The organism is Arthrobacter sp. UM1 (assembly GCF_020483305.1).
Lineage (GTDB): Bacteria > Actinomycetota > Actinomycetes > Actinomycetales > Micrococcaceae > Falsarthrobacter.
Map to the genome: position 1 here is coordinate 1 of NZ_JACWAB010000007.1, position 20,473 is coordinate 20,473.

16 protein-coding genes, 1 tRNA gene and 1 pseudogene are annotated in these 20,473 nt (G+C 71.6%); 10 read left to right on the forward strand and 8 right to left on the reverse strand.

Annotated features, from left to right (window positions below):
• Positions 1 to 176 precede the first annotated feature (176 nt).
• Positions 177 to 1,496, reverse strand: coding sequence for an endonuclease/exonuclease/phosphatase family protein (locus H9I38_RS08650; protein WP_226338419.1), 1,320 nt, complete (start codon positions 1,494 to 1,496; stop codon positions 177 to 179).
• Between the two features lie 160 nt (positions 1,497 to 1,656).
• On the opposite strand from H9I38_RS08650, the gene H9I38_RS08655 reads away from it, so the two are divergent.
• Positions 1,657 to 2,727, forward strand: a complete 1,071-nt coding sequence (locus H9I38_RS08655) for an alpha/beta hydrolase fold domain-containing protein (RefSeq protein WP_226338420.1) — start codon at positions 1,657 to 1,659, stop codon at positions 2,725 to 2,727.
• Between the two features lie 97 nt (positions 2,728 to 2,824).
• Here the strand turns inward: H9I38_RS08655 and H9I38_RS08660 are convergent, their stop codons facing one another.
• Together H9I38_RS08660 and H9I38_RS08665 are read right to left on the reverse strand one after the other, a co-directional pair.
• On the reverse strand, positions 2,825 to 3,211 hold the full coding sequence (locus tag H9I38_RS08660) for an excisionase family DNA-binding protein (RefSeq protein WP_226338421.1): 387 nt from the start codon (positions 3,209 to 3,211) through the stop codon (positions 2,825 to 2,827).
• A gap of 183 nt (positions 3,212 to 3,394) precedes the next feature.
• Positions 3,395 to 3,467 (reverse strand) — tRNA-Lys (locus H9I38_RS08665).
• Between the two features lie 188 nt (positions 3,468 to 3,655).
• On the opposite strand from H9I38_RS08665, the gene H9I38_RS08670 reads away from it, so the two are divergent.
• The 5 genes and pseudogenes from H9I38_RS08670 to H9I38_RS11065 all read left to right on the forward strand — a co-directional run.
• Complete coding sequence (locus H9I38_RS08670; RefSeq protein WP_226338422.1) at positions 3,656 to 4,480, forward strand: carbon-nitrogen hydrolase family protein; 825 nt, start codon at positions 3,656 to 3,658, stop codon at positions 4,478 to 4,480.
• 2 nt (positions 4,481 to 4,482) lie between these two features.
• Positions 4,483 to 5,109 (forward strand): hypothetical protein, encoded by a 627-nt coding sequence (locus tag H9I38_RS08675; RefSeq protein WP_226338423.1) that lies wholly within the window; start codon positions 4,483 to 4,485, stop codon positions 5,107 to 5,109.
• A 126-nt stretch (positions 5,110 to 5,235) separates the two neighbouring features.
• Entirely contained in the window at positions 5,236 to 5,571 is a 336-nt protein-coding gene (locus tag H9I38_RS08680) for a type II toxin-antitoxin system RelE/ParE family toxin (protein WP_226338424.1), read from the forward strand.
• A 2-nt stretch (positions 5,572 to 5,573) separates the two neighbouring features.
• On the forward strand, positions 5,574 to 5,879 hold the full coding sequence (locus H9I38_RS08685; RefSeq protein WP_226338425.1) for a helix-turn-helix transcriptional regulator: 306 nt from the start codon (positions 5,574 to 5,576) through the stop codon (positions 5,877 to 5,879).
• Between the two features lie 237 nt (positions 5,880 to 6,116).
• A pseudogene (locus H9I38_RS11065) lies at positions 6,117 to 7,091 on the forward strand (MFS transporter); the annotation flags it as partial.
• 194 nt (positions 7,092 to 7,285) lie between these two features.
• On the opposite strand, the gene H9I38_RS08690 reads toward H9I38_RS11065, so the two are convergent.
• The 3 genes from H9I38_RS08690 to H9I38_RS08700 are packed head-to-tail and all read right to left on the reverse strand — an operon-like array spanning position 7,286 to position 12,953.
• Positions 7,286 to 9,715, reverse strand: a complete 2,430-nt coding sequence (locus H9I38_RS08690; protein ID WP_226338426.1) for a GNAT family N-acetyltransferase — start codon at positions 9,713 to 9,715, stop codon at positions 7,286 to 7,288.
• A complete protein-coding gene (locus H9I38_RS08695) occupies positions 9,712 to 11,112 on the reverse strand; it encodes a lysine N(6)-hydroxylase/L-ornithine N(5)-oxygenase family protein (RefSeq protein ID WP_226338427.1) in 1,401 nt (466 codons plus the stop codon). Before H9I38_RS08695 ends, H9I38_RS08690 begins: the two co-directional genes overlap by 4 nt.
• Complete coding sequence (locus H9I38_RS08700) at positions 11,109 to 12,953, reverse strand: pyridoxal phosphate-dependent decarboxylase family protein (RefSeq protein WP_226338428.1); 1,845 nt, start codon at positions 12,951 to 12,953, stop codon at positions 11,109 to 11,111. Before H9I38_RS08700 ends, H9I38_RS08695 begins: the two co-directional genes overlap by 4 nt.
• An 855-nt stretch (positions 12,954 to 13,808) precedes the next feature.
• Here H9I38_RS08700 and H9I38_RS08705 point away from each other — a divergent pair.
• Both H9I38_RS08705 and H9I38_RS08710 read left to right on the forward strand, forming a co-directional pair.
• On the forward strand, positions 13,809 to 14,441 hold the full coding sequence (locus H9I38_RS08705) for a nuclease PIN (RefSeq protein ID WP_226338429.1): 633 nt from the start codon (positions 13,809 to 13,811) through the stop codon (positions 14,439 to 14,441).
• Between the two features lie 3 nt (positions 14,442 to 14,444).
• Complete coding sequence (locus H9I38_RS08710; protein WP_226338430.1) at positions 14,445 to 15,452, forward strand: inorganic phosphate transporter; 1,008 nt, start codon at positions 14,445 to 14,447, stop codon at positions 15,450 to 15,452.
• Between the two features lie 75 nt (positions 15,453 to 15,527).
• On the opposite strand, the gene H9I38_RS08715 is transcribed toward H9I38_RS08710, so the two are convergent.
• Complete coding sequence (locus H9I38_RS08715; protein WP_226338431.1) at positions 15,528 to 16,064, reverse strand: hypothetical protein; 537 nt, start codon at positions 16,062 to 16,064, stop codon at positions 15,528 to 15,530.
• 300 nt (positions 16,065 to 16,364) lie between these two features.
• On the opposite strand from H9I38_RS08715, the gene H9I38_RS08720 reads away from it, so the two are divergent.
• Complete coding sequence (locus H9I38_RS08720; RefSeq protein ID WP_226338432.1) at positions 16,365 to 17,465, forward strand: 1-phosphofructokinase family hexose kinase; 1,101 nt, start codon at positions 16,365 to 16,367, stop codon at positions 17,463 to 17,465.
• Between the two features lie 9 nt (positions 17,466 to 17,474).
• Positions 17,475 to 19,523, forward strand: coding sequence for a fructose-specific PTS transporter subunit EIIC (locus tag H9I38_RS08725; protein ID WP_226338433.1), 2,049 nt, complete (start codon positions 17,475 to 17,477; stop codon positions 19,521 to 19,523).
• Between the two features lie 146 nt (positions 19,524 to 19,669).
• On the opposite strand, the gene pstB is transcribed toward H9I38_RS08725, so the two are convergent.
• Positions 19,670 to 20,449 carry a phosphate ABC transporter ATP-binding protein PstB gene (gene pstB / locus H9I38_RS08730; RefSeq protein WP_226338434.1) on the reverse strand — a complete coding sequence of 260 codons (780 nt, stop codon included), beginning with the start codon at positions 20,447 to 20,449 and terminating at the stop codon, positions 19,670 to 19,672.
• Positions 20,450 to 20,473 lie beyond the last annotated feature (24 nt).

A 20,473-nucleotide genomic window follows, 5' to 3' on the forward strand; every position in this document is an offset into this window, starting at 1 on the left:
CGTTTCCGCTCAAAAACCCGCTCGAAAACGGGTGTAAACGCCCCAAACACGGTGCGATGGCGAAAACCGGTGTGGACGGCACCGTCTCGACAGCCCGGTGTGGACGGCACCGTGTCGACAGCCCGGTGTGGACTCCCGTGTCGGCAGCCCGGGCTGGACGCACGCGGAGGAGGGAACTACTCCACGTCGGCCCAGACGAGCCGGTGCCGCGTGCTCCCGCCGGGCCGGCTGCCGACCAGGTCTGAGTCCTTCTGCCCGATCTCCGGCCAGAACACCCCCGCGCCCGTCACCGGCGTCTGCGAGGACGGGAGGACGTAGTCCAGGCGGAGGTTGCCGCCCCGGGCGTCGTCGCCGTCGAAGGTGTCGAGGCGGCTGTCCGTGGCGTGGCTCGCATTGGCCCCGCCCTGGACGTCGCTCGCCTCAACCGCGCCCTCGGATCCCGGCTCGGGATCCTGGAGGGACCTCTCCTTGAGGAAGGCCGAGACGGGCGAGGACGCCGCCCCGGAGTCGCCCGGATCCGCACCGAGCCCGGCCGCCACCACGAACGGCTCGCCCTGGCGCAGGCCGCCTCGGCCTCCGGCGTCGTCGTAGACGTAGCTGCCGCGCGCGGGGGTGACGAGGTCGCGGAGGAACGCGAGCTGGTCGCGGTGCCGGAGCTCCTCCGGCGAGGCGTCCGCGGGGTCGCTCGCGTGGGACGAGGCGGAGCCCGCCGCATCCTCCAAGCCGCCGAGCCCGTCCAGGGACGTGGCGACCACGTGCAGAGGCTTGCCCTCGCGCAGGACCGGAATGTCCCAGACGGCTGTCGAGGCGAGCGGCATGCGGGCCAGCTCGGCTTCGGTGTAGTGGTCGGCGGCCGCCTCGGTCGAGGGGTCGTCGGGGAGGTGCGGCGAGGGCAGGTCCTTCCAGCGGAAGTTCGCGAACGTGCGGACGCGGCGCTCGTCGATCGGCAGGCGCGAGGCCACCATCATGCCGCGCTGGCCAGGGAACGCCCGAGCCTCCGCGCCCGAGCCGCTGTCCGTGCTGCTGCCCGAGCCGCCGTGCCGTCCGGCCGACGCCGCGAGCGCACCCTCGAACGTGTGGCTGAGGGACGCGGGCAGAAGCGCCTCGAACGCCTCGCGGGCGCCGCGGTCTCCCACGTCGATGCCGGTGATGACGACGACATCCGCCTTCGACGCCTCGATGACCCCCGCCGCGGACCGCGCCTTGCGGCCGAGCGGGCTCGAGGGGTCCTTGATCTGCTCGGCGGCCTGGCCCGGCTTGTCAGCTGTGAGATCGACTTCGAAGACCGCGACCCGCGTCTTCTCGCCCGTGGGGGTGTGGGCGGAGACGGCGGTCCGGATCTCGTGGCCGCCAACGGGGAGGGCTTCCGCCGGGCCGTGCCGCGGCTGGACCTCGGCCGCCTGTGCTCCCGGCGGCCCCGTCAGCGCAAGGACCGTGGCGAGGACTGCCGCCGCGGCGGATCGCCTGCCTCGGCGGGGTTGTCGCGCTCTCGTCATGCACCGCCCTCCTCTCGTGCTCTGCGGGCGTGCTCTCTGAGCCGTCAAGACTCTAACCCCGGTTCGAGCCGATCTCGCCGGGTGTGACGACATTGAGACGCAAACGTGATCTTTCACGTTCTGAAACGCCCGGTGACATGACGTGTGTCATTCTTAATCCATGCTCCGCCCCCTCGATCCTGAGACCCTCCGCGCCCTCGAGCTCCTGCCGAAGGCCCGCGACGGCAGACTCGTCGACCTCTGGGACCTCGAGGGCTTCCGCGCAGAGCTGGCCGAGCGAGCCCGGATCGCCCAGGCCGCCCCGCGGAGCCCCCTCGTGGAGTGGACGACGACGGCGGCCGTGCGCCCCGACGGCTCCCCGCTCAAGATCCACATGGTGAGGCCGCGCGGCCACGGGCCCAGGCCCGGTCCCGCTCTGCTCTGGTTCCACGGGGGCGGGCAGGTGCTGGGCAGCGCCCTCCAGAATCCGGCCCACCTGGAGGAGCTTGCGCTCGCCGTCGGCTGCACGGTGGCCGCCGTCGAGTACCGGCTCGCCCCGGAGACGCCTGCACCGGGAGCGGCGGAGGACGGGGTGCTCGCCTTCCGGCACCTTGCGTCCGAGGCGGAGCGGCTCGGACTGGACGCCCGGCGCATCGGCCTCGCCGGGGAGAGCGGCGGAGGAGCGGTGGCCGCGGCAGCGGCGCTCATGATCCGGGATCTCCGGCGCGAGGCCGCGGGATCCCAGGAGAATCGGCGGGAAGAGGACGGGCAGGGCGAATGCAATCCGCCAGGAAAAGCGGAGGCGCGGGACAGCTTGCCCGAGTCTGGAATTCCACACCTTCCCGTCCCACGCCTGCTCGGGCTCGTGTACCCGATGCTGGACGACCGCAACGAGACGCCCTCCAGCCGAGAGATCACCGGCCTCGGCGTCTGGGACCGGGAGGAGAACCTGCGTGCATGGCGCCTCGTCCTCGGAGAGCGGGCAGGCGGGCCGGACGTGACGCCGCACGAAGCGCCCGGCCGGGCCGAGGACCTCGCGGGCATGCCCCCGGTGTTCATCGCCGTCGGGGACGCGGATCTGTTCCGCGACGAGGACATCGCGTTCGCTAGCCGCCTCCTCGCGGCGGGCGTCCCCGTGGACCTGCACGTCCTCTCCGGCGCGGTGCACGCCTTCGACGGGATCGCGCCTGACTCCGCGCTCACCTCCCGCTTCCGCCGCCTGTGGCACGGGTGGCTCCGGCGCGGACTGTGAGGGCGCGGGAAAAACTCCGGAAGGGCCAGAGACAACAGGACGTGGGTCAGACGGATCGGCACCAGAACACAGGCGTCCAGCAGGACCGAAGGCGGTGTCACCGTGTCCTGACGATTCGGTCCGGCGGCGTCTCGGCCGTGATCTCCCGAGCCATTGCACCGAGCGCGCGGCGTCTGCGTGTGGCTGACTCCTCGGCATACCGGGCGACCTCAGAGGCCGCTACCCGCCGATGAGAGCCGTGCATGTGCGCCCGCAGTCCACCCCGTTCAATCAGCCGGACCACCGTCATCCGGCTCACGCCAAGGAGGTCCGCCGCCTGCTGCGTGCTGATCATCTCGTCTCGAGGAAGAATCACGGCCCCATAACCTTCACTGAGCACTTCCGCAAGCCGCGCGAACGCGGCCCGATCCTCCCGAGACAGGTCCAGTCTCTCGATCGCCTCGAAAACTCGCTCAACCGGCGTGCCGTTCAGTGTGCGTCCCATAGGACATTTCTACTCCTGAACGCTCAAAACGCACAGCTGCGCCCGCATCGTGAAACGGTGGGGGCGCTCACCTCCCGCTTCCGCCGTCTGTGGCACGGGTGCCTCCGGCGCGGGCTGTGAGGGCGCGAGCCGTGAGGGCACGGAGAAGCCCCCGCCGAGGCGACTCGACGGGGGCTTCTGCGGTGGGCCCTGCGGGGTTCGAACCCGCGACCCGCGGATTAAAAGTCCGATGCTCTACCAACTGAGCTAAAGGCCCGCGGACCGTGTGCCCTGCCCGGCGTTCAGCACACCGGACCGGCCCGGTCCAACTGCTCCAGTCTACCCGGGAGGGGCGGTCGGCGTCGTCGTCGGAGGGCCTCGCGCGGCCGCTCGGGCGCGGCGTAGGGTGGGAAGCCCCGTGCGCCTTCCCCGCATCCACACCCCTGACCGAGAGGAAGCCCCGACGTGAAGATCGCCCTCGCCCAGTTCAGCGCCGTCGCCGAGCCCGCCGAGAACGCGGAGCTCATCCGCGCCCGCGTCCGCGAGGCCGCCGACCAGGGGGCCGAGCTCGTGCTCTTCCCCGAGGCCTCGATGCGGGGCTTCGGCCACCGGCTGGACACGCACGCGGAGGAGCTGGACGGCCCGTTCGCGGAGCACCTCCGCGAGACGGCGCGGGAGGCGGGTGTGACGCTCGCTGCGGGCATGTTCCTGCCCGGCGAGCACCGCACGGACCAGGACGGGAACGAGAGCTTCGCGGTCCGGAACACCCTGTTCGTCACGGACGGCCGCGGCAACGAGTCCGCCTACACCAAGATCCACCTCTATGACGCGTTCGGCTTCACGGAGTCGGACACCGTGGACGCCGGCGAGCATCCCGTCATCCACGAGATGGGCGGCGTGAAGATCGGCCTGGCGCTCTGCTACGACGTGCGCTTCCCCAACCTCTTCACCCACTACGCCCGCGAGGGCTGCCAGCTGACGCTCGTGCCCGCGTCCTGGGCGCCGGGGCCCGGCAAACTGGACCACTGGCGGCTGCTCGCGCAGGCCCGCGCCCTCGACTCCACGCAGTTCATCCTCGCGTGCGACCAGTCCGTGCCATCCGCCGCCGGCGTCGACGCGCCGGAGGGGCCCACGGGCGTGGGCCACTCGATGGCCGTCTCTCCGGACGGCCGCATCCTCGCGGAGGCCGACGACGCTCCCGCCCTGCTCGTCGTGGACCTGGACCTCGGCGCGGTGGAGAAGGCCCGCGAGCAGATTCCGGTGCTCGAAAACGCTCAGGAGATCCGCTGAGGATGCCCCGCGAGCACCACAAGCCGGTCAAGTTCGCGCCGGAGGTCTTCTCCTCCTTCGCCGGCGGGCCGGACCCCGCCTCCCTCGAGGAGGCCGCTCACACCACGGCTCGCATCGTCCTGGCCCGCGGGCGCGCCAACGAGGACCCGGAGGTCACGCGGCGGCTCATCGCCCTCGCTGACACCGAGGGCATCGAGGCCATCGCGGAGCTCTGGGCCCAGGCCGGCGCGGACTCCCTGCCGGGGGCGCTGTGGCGGCTCTACGCGCTGAGGGATGCGATCCGGCGGCAGCCCGAGCGCCTCGCGCTGCTCTTCCGCGAGGGATCCGAGTCCGCGCAGTACTCCACGGTCATCGCGGGCGTGGCCCAGCCGCCGGGCGCGGCCGAGGTGCGGGCGATGGCGGACGAGATCCTCGGCGGCGTCTACTCCGGCGAGCTGGACATCGCGCTGCGCCGGGCCGCGGCATTCGCCCGGACGGTGGCCCTGGGCCAGGCCTGGGAGGCTGACCGCATCGACTCCCTCTCCGCCCGCGCCGGGCAGAGCATGACCATCGGCGCTGCGCGGCTCGTCCGCACGGCCGAGGAGCTCGAGGAGGCGGCCCGCCTCTCGGGGCGCGGGGAGCTGCACTAGGGCGACCACGGCGCCGGCTCGTCCCATCAGGCGGAATGAACAGCCATCAGGGCCGCGATGCGGAGAGACAAGCCCCTGCGCTCTAGACCTCACAGGGTCTATTCTGGGGAGAGGTGGAACGTCGATGTGGAGCGGGTCGAGGACTGGCTGCTCAGCTTGGACGCCGACTCGTACACCCAAGTGATGGCCGCGCTTGAGCTGCTCGCTGAGCGAGGGCCCTCCCTGGGGCGCCCGCTCGTCGACACTCTCGCCCGCTCCCGTCACAGGAACATGAAAGAACTCCGGCCAGGGTCGGCCGGCCGCAGCGAGCTTCGCTTGCTCTTCACCTTCGATCCGGATCGCAGTGCAGTCTTCCTCATCGCCGGCGACAAACTCGGAACGTGGAGGCGCTTGCACGAGAAGAACATCCCCGCCGCCGATGACCTGTTCGACGACCACCTTCGCCGAAGAAAGGAGAAGTGACCGTGGCCCTCTCACTTGAAGAAATGCGAGCACGCCGGCCAGTCGACCGGACCCTGCTCAGCAAGCACAAGAACCGCATGATGTCAGAAGTCCGCGCCTACCGCCTGCGGGAGTTGCGGGAGGAGGCCGGCCTCACCCAGGCCGAAGTCGCCGAGCGCATCGGAGTCGGACAGCGTCAAGTCTCCAAAATCGAGCACGGCGACCTGGACTCCACCAAGATCAGCAGCATTCGACGGTACCTGGAAGCGATCGGCGGATCACTGGTCATCGAGTTCTCTACGGGAGAGAGCCGGACCCGACTGGCATAGTGCCACAGACATGATCTTGCACAGACGATTGCCTTTTTCATGTCGCTCGAGCTAAAATCTCCTTTCCTGCGTCATCGGCAAAGCGCCGCGGAAAGGAGAGAGCCCTGAAGGATCCCATAGACCGGCAAGAGGTACGAGACCCCCGCTGCAAGGTCTGCTCGCTTGGCCCCGAACCGAACTAGAAACAGCACCGGGCTGGATCCCATCCGGGTCTATTACTGGGCCGAGGCACTCGGCGTGGCATCCCAAGCTGTTCCCCACGCTATCCTGACTCCCCTGCTCCTCAGCAAAGGTGTTGACTTTTCTGGGATCGCGCTCCTCCAAGCAGGATTCAGCCTCACGATCCTCCTCACGGAGTTCCTCAGCGGGGCTGTCTCCGACCTGACAAGTCGACGGTCGATGTTCATTGCCTCTCGCGCTGTCCAGGGCGTTGCATTCCTCGTGATTTTCCTGAATGACAACATCGCCCTCCTCGCCTTCGGCTGGAGCCTTCTGGGCATCTCGGCTTCCCTGGCATCAGGAAGCCTCGACGCGGCACTGGTCAACCGCATCAAGATGACGGCAAGCCCCAAAGAAGACGCCACGGCACAGATCTCCCGCTTTGTACGGAGAACCGGTCAGATATCTCTCGCAGCGATGATGGTCTCTAGCGCCGTCGGGGCCTTCCTGTACTTCAGGGTCGGGCCTCTCATCTACGTTGTCTCTGTCCTGCTCTCGACCCTGTCCGCCGTGGTTGTGTGGGGGCTCTTCCCCCGAGAACAGTGGGGCCAAACCAAGTCTCCCGGAGCCAGGTTCGTTCTCCTTGCCTCCCTGTCGGCGCAGCTTCGCGAGTCGGCCGGTGAACTTCGCTCCAGCACCAGTCTTCGGAGGCTGCTCGTGCTCCTGCTGGTCATGCAGGTCTTCTTCCAGCCGCACTTCCATCTATGGCAAGCCTTCTCCCTCGGCAAGGGATTCGACGAACATCTTTTCGTCGTCCTCTATTGCGGATTCCAGGCCCTCGGAGTTCTCGTGGGGTTCATCCCCACGGAACGCCTGCGTCTTTCCGAAAACCCCGCCCTCTTGTGGCTGAGCACTCTCGGGCTCGTCCTCCTCAGCCTTCTTGCTTTCATCGTCGACTCGGGATGGGCGCTCCTTCCCTATGCAGCCTTCGTCTCGGTCTTCTGGGTCCTGTTGAACTACGCCAGCACGTCGCTCAGGGAATCGGTCTCGACCTCTCGCATCGGCGGGGTCATCGCGTTGACGTCAACGGTGAGCCGCATCGGATCCTTCGCAACCATGGCCCTAGTCTCCGCCCTCGCACAGCTTGCCGAGCCGAGCACCCTGGTTCCTGCGCTCTTCGCCGTTGCCGCCCTCGCCGCCGCTGCGGTCATCGCATCCGAGAGGAGGACGTGCCCCCTGAGCCCCTCCTACCCCACAGGATTCACGAGCGTCCCGGCCTTCTGCAGACCCCCGTTCTGGTCCTCGAGGTCCAGCATGTTCCGGGAGTTCCGCAGCTGGAGCCGGTTGAGGCAGGAGAGCTCGAACTCGGGCTCGAACAGCCCCAGCCACTCCGAGTCCGGATGCCTCCGCGCATACTCCTGCAGCACCGCCTTCGCCTCAGCCCAGAACTCGTCCTCGCTGAGCAGGCACTCTCCCGCGAGGATCGGGGCGAGGAAGCGGAGGAAGCAGTCGAACACGTCGGTGAAGACGCTGAGGGCCGCGTCCCCGCTCGGCACGTCCGCGCAGATCCGGTCCACGCCCTCGGGCATGCTCGGGGCGGCGGGCCCGCGGTCCGGCGTCGTGCCCTGACGCACCGCCTCGAGGCCTCCCGGGACGAGCACGGCGATCTCCTCGCCGATGTCCTTCATGACCACGCGGTCCACCGCGCCGTCCCGCAGGACCAGGATGACGTTCTCCCCGTGCGGCATGAACGCGAGCCGATGCACGGAGAGGAAGTGGACCACCGGAACGAGGTACGCCTCGAGGTAGCGCCGCACCCACGCGCGGCCGCTCAGGCCGGACGCGCGCACGAGCTCGCCCGCGAAGGACGCACCGTCCGCGTCCACGTGCAGGAGGGACGCCATGGTGGCGAGCTGCTCGCCCTCGGCCAGCTGCGCCACCGGGGACTCCCGCCACAGGCCGGCGAGCATCTTCCGGTACGCGGAGCCCTTCTCCGTGGCGGCCTCGTAGAGCGGCGAGCGGTAGCCCACGGCCGCCGTCTCGCGGATGAGGCCCACGCGGGTGCGGCGCAGCTCGGCGTCGGAGGCGAAGAGCTCCGCGAGCCACGCGTTGATGGCCGGCGTGTCCTTCATGTAGGCCGCCGAAAGGCCGCGCATGAAGCCCATGTTGACCACGGAGAGGGCCGTCTTGGCGTACGGCCGCTCGGGCCGGCTCACGTTGAAGAAGGTGCGCAGGGACTGCTGCGCCCGGTAGAGGTCGCGGCTCTCGCCGAGGATGACGATCTCCCCGCGCGCCACCTCGCCCGCGAAGGACTGCCGCACCTTGTGCTCCACCTGCCACGGGTGCGCGGGCATAACGGCGTACTGCTCCGGGTCCAGGCCGCGGGCGCGGAGAACCGCCTCGAAGGACGCGCGCTCCTCGCGGTCCCAGACCTCCTCCGCGAGCGCTTCCCACGTCAGGCCCGGCAGCGCGGAGAAGTGCGCGTTCTGCCGGGAGACCGCGAGCCAGACGAGCCGCACGTCCCGGCCGGACTCCGGCGCGAACTCGGCGAGGTCCGCCGCGCCCATGCCGTGCCGGCCGCTGTTGGCGATGAAGCAGGGGTGCCCCTCGGTCATCGCCGACTCGACGGCCTGGAACGCCTCCGCCGCGGGCAGGCGCCGGCCGAAGCCGTCCTCGCCGCGAGCGAGCCTGCGGGCGCTCGCGCCCTGGCGGTCCGTCTTGCCGGCCATCGCGGCGAGGGTCGCCTGGATCTCCTCGAGGTAGACGGGCAGCAGCTCGTCGGTGAGCGGCAGGCGGCTGCGCAGACCGAGCACGAGGTCCGCGGTCCGCGGCGCCTCCCCGGCGCCCGCGTCGCTCCCCGCCCTGTGCACGACGACGGACGCCGGGTCCACCGTCCAGTGGTCGAGGGCGTGGCGGGTCGCGGTGTAGGAGACGGCGCGGCCGTCGTCGAGCTCCAGGCTCCAGCGGAAGCCGGAGCCGGAGACCGGCGCGATGAGCCGCTCGTGCGCGAACTCCGCGAGCAGCTTGGCCGAGAGCCACCGCTCGGCGGCGTCCCAGTTCCCGGGGGTCAGGGCCGAGTCCGGGGTGAAGAAGCGGGTGCGCTCCAGGACGGAGAGGAGGGCGCGCTTCTGCTCGGGCTGGCCCTCCTCGTCGAGGAGGACCTCGCGGATGGGGCGGAATCCCACCCGCTCGTTGAGGGCGTGGACGGCCGTGTTCCTCACGTCCGGCTCCACGAGGATCCGCTCCGCGCCGTACTCCGCCAGGATGTGGCGGACGGCGGCGCACATGACGGCGGTCGAGTAGCCGGAGCGCGCCTCGCCGCGGGCGGGGCCCACGAAGAGGTGCATCCCGAGGTCGCCGCGCCGCAGCTCGGGCAGGCCCGCGAGGGGCGAGTGCGCCGGGTCGTAGACCTCGAGGAGGAAGGCGGGCTCGCCGTCCTCGAGGCCGAGCAGGGCGTCGTGCGCCTCGGCGTCGTCAATCTTCCGGTGCTCCGCGCGGACGTCCTCGACGCTCGCCGAGCCCATCCCCCAGAACCGGCCGCGCGGCTCGGTGAACCAGGCGTGGAGGAGGGGAGCGTCGGCGTCGGGATCGACGCGCCGGAACGCGAAGTCCGGGGCGGACGGAACGGCGGCAGCGGACGCGGGCGTCTCAGGCGAAGCGGACAGGACGCTGCTCATCGGCCTCCTCCCGGCGCTCCGAAGGTCTGGAAGGCGATGCTGCGCGGCACCTCGTACGGCGCGGGGCAGCCGAGGAGCTCCATGACCCGCCGCAGGATGACGGAGTTGCGGTAGGCGCCCATGCCGAGGTCCGGCGCGGTGAAGCCGTGGGTGTGCAGCTCGGCGTTCTGCACGAACACCTCGCCCGCGGGCTCGGAGACCGAGTACTCCCGGTCCACGTCGAACCTCCCGTCCGGCAGGCGGCGGATGCGGTCCTCGATCCCCGCGAGGACGTCCGCGGACCGCTCCCGGTACCCGGTGGCGAGCAGCACGGCGTCCGCCTGGAGCGAGCCGAGCTCGCCCGTCTCGGTGTGGCGGAAGCAGAGGGAGCCGTCCTCCCCGGAGCTCATGAGCTCGCACGAGGTGAAGAGGTCCACGCCGAGCGCGCCCTCCTCGAGCTCGCGGGGGCTGAGGCCGGCGGACTTCCGGTAGAGCTCGTCGTAGACCTCGTTGACCAGGTCCCCGTTGATGCCCTTGTAGAGGCTGTGCTGGCCGCCCACGAGCGCGTCCCGCTGCGCCTGCGGCATCGCGTGGAAGTGGTCGATGTACTCGGGGCTCGTCATCTCGAGCGTCAGCTTCGTGTACTCGAGCGGGAAGAAGCGCGGCGAGCGGGTGATCCAGGTGAGCCGCGCGCCGTCGCCCCGGGCGCCCCACTCGCGGGAGGTGAGGAGGTCCAGGAAGGCCTCCGCGGCGGACTGCCCCGATCCCACGACGACGACGTTCCCCGCCCCGAGCAGACGGTCCCGCGAGGGGAGGTACGCGCTCGTGTGGACCGCGATCCCGGCCTCGACGAGCGGCTCGGCGCTGGCCGGGACCGAGGGCTCGGTGCCGACGCCGAGGCTGATGCGGCGCGCCCGCACGGTGTGCCGGGACCCGTCCTCGAGGCGGACGGTGGCGGAGTAGAGCTCGCCGTCGTGCCGGAGGTCCTCGACGGCGGCGCCGAAGCGGACGGAGTCCAGCTGGTCGATCACCCACCTGCAGTACGCGGCATATTCCTCGCGGAGGATGTAGAAGTCCTCGCGGATGTAGAAGGGGTACATCCGGCCCGTGTGGGCGAGGTAGTTGAGGAAGCTGAAGCGGCTCGTGGGGTCGGCGAGCGTGACGAGGTCCGCCATGAAGGGAACCTGCAGGTGCGTGCCGTGGATGAGCATGCCCGGGTGCCAGTCGAAGGAGGGGGCGCGGTCCAGGAAGAGGGCCGTCAGCTCGAGCGGCTCCGCGAGCGCGGCGAGGCCCAGGTTGAACGGGCCCACGCCGACGCCGAGCAGGTCGACGCTCTCGGGGAGGCCCGCCTGGGCCTGCTCTGCCGTCTGCTGTGCTGCGGCCTCTGCTGCCTGTGCTGCTCTGTTCGCGGCGGTCATCGCGCTCCTCCTGCCATCGCGGCGGCCGCCGCGCGCTCTGTCCGGTCCTGGTGGACCGGGGTGTGGTCTGGTGTGGTGTGGTCTGGTGTGGTCTGCTCCGCGTCGTCCTCGGCCCGCACCGCGCGGGCCGCCTCGTCCACGACGTCCAGCACGGCCTCGACGTCCTCCACGGTCATGGCCGGGTTGAGGAGCGTCAGCTTGAGGTGGGGAACGCCGCGCACGCGGGTGCTCGCCACGTTCGCCCTCCCCTCGGCGAGGACGCGGGCCCGAATGCGCTCGACGAGGCCGTCGTCGGGCTCCTCCCCCTCCGGCGCCCAGCGGAAGAGGAGCGTGGAGAGGCTCGCGGGAGCGGCCAGGCGGAGCTCGGGGCGGCGCGCCGCCGCCTCCCCCGCCTCGCGGCCGAGGCGCATGACGTCCTCGACGAGCCGGCCGAGGCCCGCGCGCCCGAGCGTCCGGACGGACATCCAGAGCTTGAGCGCGTCGAACCGGCGGGTGGTCTGGAGGGACTTGTGGACCTGGTTGGGGTCCTCCTCGTCCGGGAGCCGGCGCGGGTTGAGATACGCGGCGTGGTGGCGCACGTGCTCGAGCCCCGCGCGGTCCCGCACGAGCACCGCCGAGCAGGAGACCGGCTGGAACCACGTCTTGTGGAAGTCCACGGTCACCGAGTCCGCGAGCTCGATCCCGGCCAGGCGCGGCGCGAGCTCCTCCGAGAGGAGCAGCCCCCCGCCGTACGCGGCGTCCGCGTGGAGCCAGGCGCCGTGCTCGCGGGCGGCCTCGGCGATCTCGGGCAGCGGGTCGATCGCCCCGGCGTCCGTGGTGCCCGCGGTGGCGACGACGGCCATCGGGACCAGCCCCGCCCGGGCGTCCGCCTCGAGCCGGTCCCGGAGGGCGGCGGGGTCCATGCGGAAGTCGGCCGTCGTCGGGATCCCGATCACGGCGGCGCGGCCGAGGCCGAGCAGCTCCGCCGAGTTGGCCACGGAGAAGTGGGCCTCCTCGCTCGCGTAGATGCGCAGGCCGAGCAGCTGCTCCGGCAGCGGGCGCTCGAGGAGGGAGGGGTCCTGGGCCGCGCGGGCGGCGAGGGCGGCGCCGCGGGCCATGAGCAGGGCCTGGAGGTTGGACTGGGTGCCGCCGGAGGTGAAGACGCCGTCGGGGTCCGGGGCGGGGGCGGACCCGGCGCTCGGTGCGGGGGCGGGCCCGGCGGCCGGGGCGGGGGCTGAGGCGGTAGAGCCGGCCGCCTCGGCACTGCGGCCGTGCGGCCCGGCGGCCGCCTCGGGGCCCCAGCCGATGAGGCCGGCCACCCAGGCGATCATCCGCCGCTCGATCATCGTGGCGCCCGCCGACTGATCCCACGTGTCCATCGACGAGTTCACACCCGAAAGCGCCGCCTCCGCCGCGAGCGAGGGCAGCAGGACCGGGCAGTTGAGGTGCATGGCGTAGCGGGGGTGGTGGAACCAGACGGCGTCGTCGAGGTAGAGGCCCTGCAGCTCGTCGAGGACGCCGGCGAGGCCGTGCTCGTCCGGGCCGAGGGGCGCGCCGAGGTCGACCTCGCCCACTCGTCGCTCCAGCTCCGCCGGCGTGGCGCCTGTGGAGGGACGGTCCGCGGCCGCCGCGGCCTCGGCGACCCGGGCCGCCGTCGTGCTGACCCAGGCCGGGTAGCCGTCCGCCGTGTGCTCCGCCAGCAGGCTGGAGTGGAGCGGGTTCTGGCGGCGCTCGTCCGCGGCGCTCGCCTGCGGGACCATCCCGAGGCCTCGCTCAGGGCCGCACCCCGGACCGTGCTGACCGTCCGTTCGAATGCCCGCTCCCATGCCTTCGCCCGTGCCCGCTCCGGTGCCTTCGGCCATGCCCGCTCCCGTGCCTGCTCCTTGGCCGGCTTGGCCGTGTCGGGGCGCCGCATGGTCCCGCATCCGCGTCCGGCTCTGCCCCGGCCCCTCGCGGCTGGCCCCGATCCCGGCGGGCTGGCTCTCAAACTGCACAGGCGTCCTTCCCTCTTGGTGCTGGTTTAAGCAACCCTAAATAAGGCTCGCCTAATACGTCAAAGCCGCGTTGCGTAATCTGCGTCACGCTTCCGAGCCGGCTCGTGGACACCGTCCGGGGCCCTGGCAGGGGCACCCCCGCTTGGCAGCCCGCCCGGAGGTCCCTCGGCGCCCCTCGCCCCTCGGCAGCCTCCTCGTCTGTTGCGAGTTGGAGGAAAGCGGGCCCCCATTCCTCCAACTCGCAACAGACGAGGAGGGGGGTGACGAAGGGAGCCCCCCCCCCCCCCTCCCCGCTCCACCCTCGGTGAACACTTGCGCGGTCGGGGGCAGGTGGTCGTACAGTGGAACGCGTGCCGGGCCGCGGCAGCCCCGGGCTCCAACATTCAGCCGCTTCGAGCGGCCTTCCGCCGAGAGGCGCTCCCGGTCCGGCACACCTCACTTCTCTCCCCCCTCCCTGGGTTTGTGGCGCGTTTCGTGCGAAATCAGGCCCTGAATCGCACGAAACGCGCCACAAATCCAGGGAAGCCCTGCAGGAGAGCCGCGGGAGAGCCGCAGCAGCCCCCGCAAGCCCCAGAGGCGACCCGGGGGGGGAGAGGGGGACCCCGAGCACAGACCCGGGCGCAACCCCGCCGCCCCCCCTGGACCGGTCTCAATCGTCCGAAACACCGCGTTTGGATATGCTTCACATGTGAGACACCGGTCAGTCATGGAGGACTCCTGCGCATGAAGTGGCGGTTCCGCGTTCCCCGCGAGTCGGTCGGGATCGACCTGCTCGCGGACATGTCGCGCGAGCTGGCCTCCTCGGTGCAGACCCTCGCCGAGATGCTGGGCTCCGAGGCGGACGAGTATCCCCGCCTCGTCGAGCAGATGCACGCCACGGAGGGCCGCAGCAACGAGCTCTTCTTCCGGCTCCTCACCACGATGCGCTCCTCCATCATCAATCGCCTCCCGCGCGAGGACCTGTACCGGATGGGCGAGCACATCAACACCGCCATCGAGTGCCTCGACACGGCCTCGGACATCCTCCTCACCCTGAACCTGCACCGCCAGTCCCCCCGCGCGGCCGAGCTGCTCGAGATCATCCAGCGCATGGCGGACAACAGCATCAAGATGTTCACGGGCTTCGAGAACATGGACGACCTCGAGGACATCTGGGTGGACAGCCTCCGCCTCGGCAAGCGCGCCGAGCACACGCGCCTCACGTGGCTCAAGGAGGTCCTCGAGGCGGGCAGCGGCCCCGGCTCCGGCCTCAACGCCGCCAAGCACACGCTCATGGCCGAGCGCCTCATGCTCGTCGTCGGCCATCTGCGGGAGCTGGCCATGGACGTGGGCGAGATCGTCGTCCGAGAGTCCTAGCCCGTGGACCTGCTCTTCACCGTCCTCGCCGTGGGAGCGGCCTGCCTGTTCGCCGTCGTCAACGGCATGACGGACTCGCCGCACACGTTCGGGCCGCCGGTGCGCACGGGCGCGCTGACGCCGCGGATCGCCGTAGCGCTGTCCGCCCTCCTGACCGGCCTCGGGGCACTCGTCTCCACGGGGATCGCGCTGCAGGTCATGGGCAGCCTGACCATTCCGAGCGGCCGCCCCGGGCACCTCATCCTCTTCGCGGGCGCCCTGAGCGCGGCGGCGTGGGGGCTCGTGGCGCACGCGGCGCGGATGCCCACGTCCTCGACGAGCGCGCTCATCAGCGCTCTCCTCGGCGCCTCGCTCGCCGCCGGACAGACGGGCCACGCGACTGTCCGCGCCACGGACCACTTCCTCCTCCTCAGCGTGGTGCTCCCGCTCGCGGTCAGCCCGCTCGTGGCCTACGGAGCCGCCTACGCCGCTGCCAACGGCCTCACGCTCGTCCGCCGCCGGACCTCCGCGCACACGGTCCGCCGGCAGTCGCGCCGCATCCAGGCCGTCACGTCCGCGCTCTACGCCACGGCGCACGGCGTGCAGGACGGCCAGCGCACCGTCTTCCTCATCACGGCGGCCCTCGCGGGGGCGGGGATGACGACGACGGGCGGCACGATGACCGCCGTCGTCGTGTCCGCGGCCGCCCTCATCGGGGCGGGCGCGCTGTTCGGCTCGTGGAGGATCGCCCGGACGCTCTCGCACAGGATGACGCGGCTGGACCCGCACTCGGCGGCGATCGGCACGGGCACGGCCGCGGTGCTGCTCCTCGGGGGCCTCGCGATGCACTGGCCGCTCTCCTCGGCGTACCTCTCCACGGCCTGCCTCGCCGGCGCCTCCGAGGCGAGCCCCTTCAAGCCGACCCGCTGGCGCGCGGTCCTCCAGATCCTGCTCTTCTGGCTCGTCACCCCGCTCGGGGCGGGATTCCTCGGGGCGTTCGTCTACCTCGCGTTCACGGCGCTGGCGGCGTAGGCCGGGCCACCTGGGCCGGGTTGCGTCGCCCGAACCGGCTCGCCCGAGCCGCCAGGCTCGCGCCGGGCCCGCGGCTCACGTCCACCATCCCTGGTTGTGCCGCTGGTCCCAGGGATCCCCGTGCTTCTCCCGGGACTTGGCCGCGCGCTCCTGTTGGATCTCGTCGACGGTCTCGCGGGTCATGTCCCCGAAGTCTTTGGTCTTGCGCTCGAACTCCGCCTCCGAGCCGGACGGCTTCCACGGGGCCATGATGAGCAGGTTCGGGAGGGATCCCAGGAATCCGGCGAGGAGGCCCCACCCCAGGAATCCGGGCGTTCCCGCCATGAGGGGCGCGAGCACACCGCCCACCAGGGTCATGCCCGCCACCTCGGCGACGGCCACGCGCGCGCCGTGCGGCACCGTCTTCTGCTGCTGCTTCTGCTCCGACCGGTTCATGAGGGCAGTGAGGAACGTGCCGAGAACACCGACCACGAGGCCGAACAGGACCGTCTCCCCGAGGCCGATCCGGTCCAGCTCGCCGACCAGGAAGGAGTTCACCAGCAACATCGCGCCGAACGCGGGGATCGCGTTGAGGACTCCAATGACGGAGGATCCGATCATCGCGTGTTTCACGGAAGCAGGCTCATAGCCCATCGCAGCAGCCACTCTCCGGAGACCGACGCGGGTCCGGCTTGGATCCGCTCGTCTCCTCTCGGTTCGGCACGGCCCACCTTAGTTCAGACCCCTCACCGTCAATCAAGGCCTCCCTCCGCCGTCGCCCGGGGCTCAATCCCCCTCCCCTTGCACTCCCCCGCGAACGCGGATACCTTCAAGCAACAGTCCCGTGACGAGATGCCGTTTCCCGCCTCGCAGCCCACACCTGCGAGCCGTTCGGACGGCCTCCGCCACACCGTTCCCGACCCTGAGGCGCCCGTGATCGTCACCGTCACCCTCAACCCGAGCATCGACAAGACCGTCGAGCTCCCCGGCCCGCTCGCCGAAGGGCGGGTCCAGCGCGCGGTCCGGGCCTCGCAGCAGCCGGGCGGCAAGGGCGTCAACGTCGCCGCGGCGCTCCGCCTGGCCGGCGTCGAGGCCCTCGCCCTCTTCCCCGCCGACGAGGCCGACCCCTTCACCGCCGAGGTCCGCGCCTCCGGCCTCGCGGCCCTTCCGCTCCCCTCCGGCGGGCCCGTGCGCACCAACACGGCGCTGGTGGCCCCGGACGGCACGACGACGAAGGTCAATGAACCCGGCACGCCCCTCAGCGCCGACCTGCTCGAAGAGGCCGCTCAGACCGTGGCCGCCCAGGCCCGGGGCGCCGAATGGCTGGTGCTCGCGGGATCGCTCCCGCCCGGCGCGCCCGCGGATCTCTACGCGGAGCTGATCGGCCGGGTCCGCGAGGAGCTGGGAGCCCCGGAACCGGGGAACACGGGGACGGGGAGCAGAGCGCCGCGGATCGCCCTGGACACCTCGGACGAGCCCCTCCTGGCCGCCCTGGCCCCGGACCGCCCGCGCCATCAGCGTCCGGACCTCGTCAAGCCCAACGGGCACGAACTCGCGGACCTCGCCGGGATGCCGGGCGAGGGAGACGCGCTCGAGGCCTCCCCCGAGCGGGCCGCCGAGGCCGCCCGGGCCCTCACCGCCCGCGGCGTCGGAACCGTGCTCGCCACCCTCGGAGGGAACGGCGCCGTGCTCGTCACGGCGGAGGAGGGGCCCGCAGCCGCGGAGGAAGCGCCCGCCGCCGGAGGAGCCCGTCCGGCCTCAGAGGCGCCCCTCGACGGCGGACAGACCCAGGCCTGGCACGCGATCCACGCGCCCGTGCCCGTCCGGTCCACCGTGGGCGCCGGGGACTCGGCTCTGGCCGGCTTCCTCGCGGCGTCCGTGGAGGGCCGCTCCCCTGAAGACAGCCTCCGCCGGGCCGTGGCCTACGGCTCCGCGGCAGCCTCCCTGCCCGGGACCACGGCGCCCCGGCCGGACCAGGTGACGGAGTCCGCCGTCGTCGTCGCCCCGATTCGCCCTGCCCACCCGCACCCGTGAGGAACCGCCATGAGTGACCTGATCACGCCGAGCCTCGTCTCCCTGGACGAGCCGCTCGGCTCCACGCGCCACGACGTCGTCCGCGCCCTGGCCGAGCGCATCGCCCGCGAGGGCCGCGCCTCGAACGCCGCGGGGCTCGAGGCGGACGCTCTCGCCCGCGAGGAGAAGACCGCCACGGGCGTGCCCGGCGGGATCGCCATCCCGCACTGCCGCTCCGAGCACGTGTCCGAGCCGACGCTCGGCTTCGCCCGCCTCCCCGACGGCGTGGACTGGGGCGCCAAGGACGGGCCGGCGGACCTCGTGTTCTTCATCGCGGCGCCCGCCGGGGCCGACAACGCCCACCTCGCGATCCTCTCCACACTGGCCCGCAGCCTCGTCCGGAAGGACTTCACGGCGGCGCTGCGCTCGGCCTCGAGCCGCGAGGAGCTGGTGCGGCTCGTGGAGGAGGTCGTGGCGCCGAAGAAGCCGAAGACGGAGACGCCGCAGGCCGAGCGGCCCGCTTCCGCGGCCGCCCCCGAGCGGCGCACCCGGCTTGTGGCCGTCACGGCCTGCCCCACGGGCATCGCCCACACGTTCATGGCCGCGGACGCGCTCTCCCAGGCCGCGGAGGAGGCCGGCGTCGAGCTCCACGTGGAGCCGCAGGGCTCCGGCACCGTCCGCCCCCTCGATCCACAGCTCATCCGGGACGCGGACGCCGTCCTCTTCGCCGTGGACGTGGACGTCCGGGACAAGGCCCGGTTCGCCGGCAAGCCCCTCGTCTCCGCGCCGGTCAAGCGCGGCATCGACGAGCCCGCCGAGATGATCCGCGAGGCCGTGGCCGCCGCCGGCGATCCGAACGCCCGCCGGGTGCCGGCGGCGGAGGGCGGCGAGACGTCCGAGGGTCGCGGGGGCTCCCACGGCAGCGCGCACGACGGCGCTCAGAGCAGCTCCCGCGAGAGCTTCGGCGGCCGCGTGAAGCGCGTCCTGCTCACGGGCGTGAGCTACATGATCCCGTTCGTCGCGGCGGGCGGCCTGCTCATCGCGCTCGGCTTCCTCCTCGGCAGCTACGAGATCACGTCCGTCGCGGACAAGATGGTCCTCGAGAACTCGCTGTGGAACCTGCCCCAGAACATCCCCGAGCACGCGCCGCTCGGCTCGCTCGGGGCGTACCTCGGCGCGGTGTCCTTCAAGATCGGGCAGCTCTCCATGGGCTTCCTCGTCCCGGCGCTCGCCGGGTACATCGCGTACGGCATCGCGGACCGGCCGGGCATCGCACCGGGCTTCGTGGCCGGCGCGGTGGCGGGCTTCATGGGCGCCGGGTTCCTCGGCGGCATCGTGGGCGGTCTGCTCGCGGGCCTCGTCGCCGCCTGGCTCGGCTCGCGGACGGTCCCCCGGGCGGTGGCCTCGCTCATGCCGGTGGTCATCATCCCGCTCGTCGCGTCCATCGTGGCATCCGGGCTCATGGTCCTGCTGCTCGGCGGGCCGATCGCCGCGCTCACCAAGGCGCTCAACGACTGGCTCGCGGGCATGTCCGGCACCTCCGCCGTGCTGCTCGGCGTCATCCTGGGCCTCATGATGTGCTTCGACCTCGGCGGCCCCGTCAACAAGGTGGCCTACTCGTTCGCGGTGGCGGGCCTCGGCTCGGCCGCGCCGGGCAACAACGCGCCGCTCCTCATCATGGCTGCGGTCATGGCGGCGGGCATGGTCCCGCCCCTGGGCCTGGCGCTCGCGACCGCCGTCCGGCCGAGCCTCTTCACCCCGGTGGAGCGCGAGAACGGCAAGTCCGCCTGGCTCCTCGGCTCGGTCTTCGTCTCCGAGGGGGCCATCCCGTTCGCGGCGGCCGACCCGCTGCGCGTCATCCCCGCCTCCATGCTGGGCGGCGCAGTCACGGGCGCGCTCTCGATGGGCCTCGGCGCGGCCTCCCGGGCTCCGCACGGCGGCCTCGTGGTGTTCTTCGCCATCGACCGCTTCTGGGCCTTCCTCCTCGCGGTCCTCGCGGGGATGGTGGTGACGGCGGCGGCCGTCGTCGTGCTCAAGAGCGCGGCTCGCCGGAAGCTGGACCGGGAGGCGGCCGCCTGACGGGGCACTCCCGCCCCTGCCCGCCCCCTGCCCCCCCTCCTGAACCGTTTGTGGCGCGTTTCGTGCGAAATCGAGCCTGATTTCGCACGAAACGCGCCACAAATCCTCCGAATGGAGGGGCGGGAGGAGGGGGGGGAGGCAGCCCCTTATCCGAAGCGGCCTGAGACGTACGCCTCGGTCTCCTCGTGGGCGGGGTTGTTGAAGATCTTCGAGGTGTCGTCGTACTCGATGAGCTTGCCGGGCTTGCCCGTGCCCGCGATGTTGAAGAACGCCGTCTTCTCCGCCACGCGCGCCGCCTGCTGCATGTTGTGCGTCACGATGACCACCGTGTAGTCCTCCTTCAGCTCCTGGATGAGGTCCTCGATGGCCAGGGTGGAGATGGGATCGAGCGCGGAGGCCGGCTCGTCCATGAGGATCACGTCCGGCTTCACCGCGATGGTCCGGGCGATGCAGAGGCGCTGCTGCTGGCCGCCCGAGAGGCCGGAGCCGGGCTTGTCGAGGCGGTCCTTGACCTCGTTCCAGAGGTTGGCGCCCTGGAGGGACTTCTCCACGAGCGCGTCCGCGTCGGACTTCGAGATGCGCTTGCTGTTCAGGCGCACGCCGGCCAGGACGTTCTCGCGGATGGACATCGTGGGGAACGGGTTGGGGCGCTGGAAGACCATGCCCACCTGGCTGCGGACGTTGACGGGGTCCACGCCGGGCCCGTAGAGGTCCTCGCCGTCGAGCAGCACCTCGCCCTTGGCGTAGGCGCCCGGGATGACCTCGTGCATGCGGTTGAGCGTGCGGAGGAACGTGGACTTGCCGCAGCCGGACGGGCCGATGAAGGCCGTCACGGAGCGCGGCGCGATGTTCATGCTGACGCCCTCCACAGCGAGGAACTTGCCGTAGTAGACGTTGAGGTCGGTCACGTCGATGCGCTTGGACATGGGGTGAATCCTTTTCTCGAATCC

What these genes read in the sequence shown, in the direction of transcription:
- H9I38_RS08655 (WP_226338420.1), top strand. Translation starts at nt 1,657, where the DNA reads ATGCTCCGCCCCCTCGATCCTGAGACCCTCCGCGCCCTCGAGCTCCTG.
- pstB (WP_226338434.1), bottom strand. Translation starts at nt 20,449, where the DNA reads ATGTCCAAGCGCATCGACGTGACCGACCTCAACGTCTACTACGGCAAG.
- H9I38_RS08660 (WP_226338421.1), bottom strand. Translation starts at nt 3,211, where the DNA reads ATGGGACGCACACTGAACGGCACGCCGGTTGAGCGAGTTTTCGAGGCG.
- H9I38_RS08690 (WP_226338426.1), bottom strand. Translation starts at nt 9,715, where the DNA reads ATGAGCAGCGTCCTGTCCGCTTCGCCTGAGACGCCCGCGTCCGCTGCC.
- H9I38_RS08675 (WP_226338423.1), top strand. Translation starts at nt 4,483, where the DNA reads ATGCCCCGCGAGCACCACAAGCCGGTCAAGTTCGCGCCGGAGGTCTTC.
- H9I38_RS08700 (WP_226338428.1), bottom strand. Translation starts at nt 12,953, where the DNA reads ATGGCCGAAGGCACCGGAGCGGGCACGGGCGAAGGCATGGGAGCGGGC.
- H9I38_RS08725 (WP_226338433.1), top strand. Translation starts at nt 17,475, where the DNA reads ATGAGTGACCTGATCACGCCGAGCCTCGTCTCCCTGGACGAGCCGCTC.
- H9I38_RS08695 (WP_226338427.1), bottom strand. Translation starts at nt 11,112, where the DNA reads ATGACCGCCGCGAACAGAGCAGCACAGGCAGCAGAGGCCGCAGCACAG.
- H9I38_RS08650 (WP_226338419.1), bottom strand. Translation starts at nt 1,496, where the DNA reads ATGACGAGAGCGCGACAACCCCGCCGAGGCAGGCGATCCGCCGCGGCG.
- H9I38_RS08705 (WP_226338429.1), top strand. Translation starts at nt 13,809, where the DNA reads ATGAAGTGGCGGTTCCGCGTTCCCCGCGAGTCGGTCGGGATCGACCTG.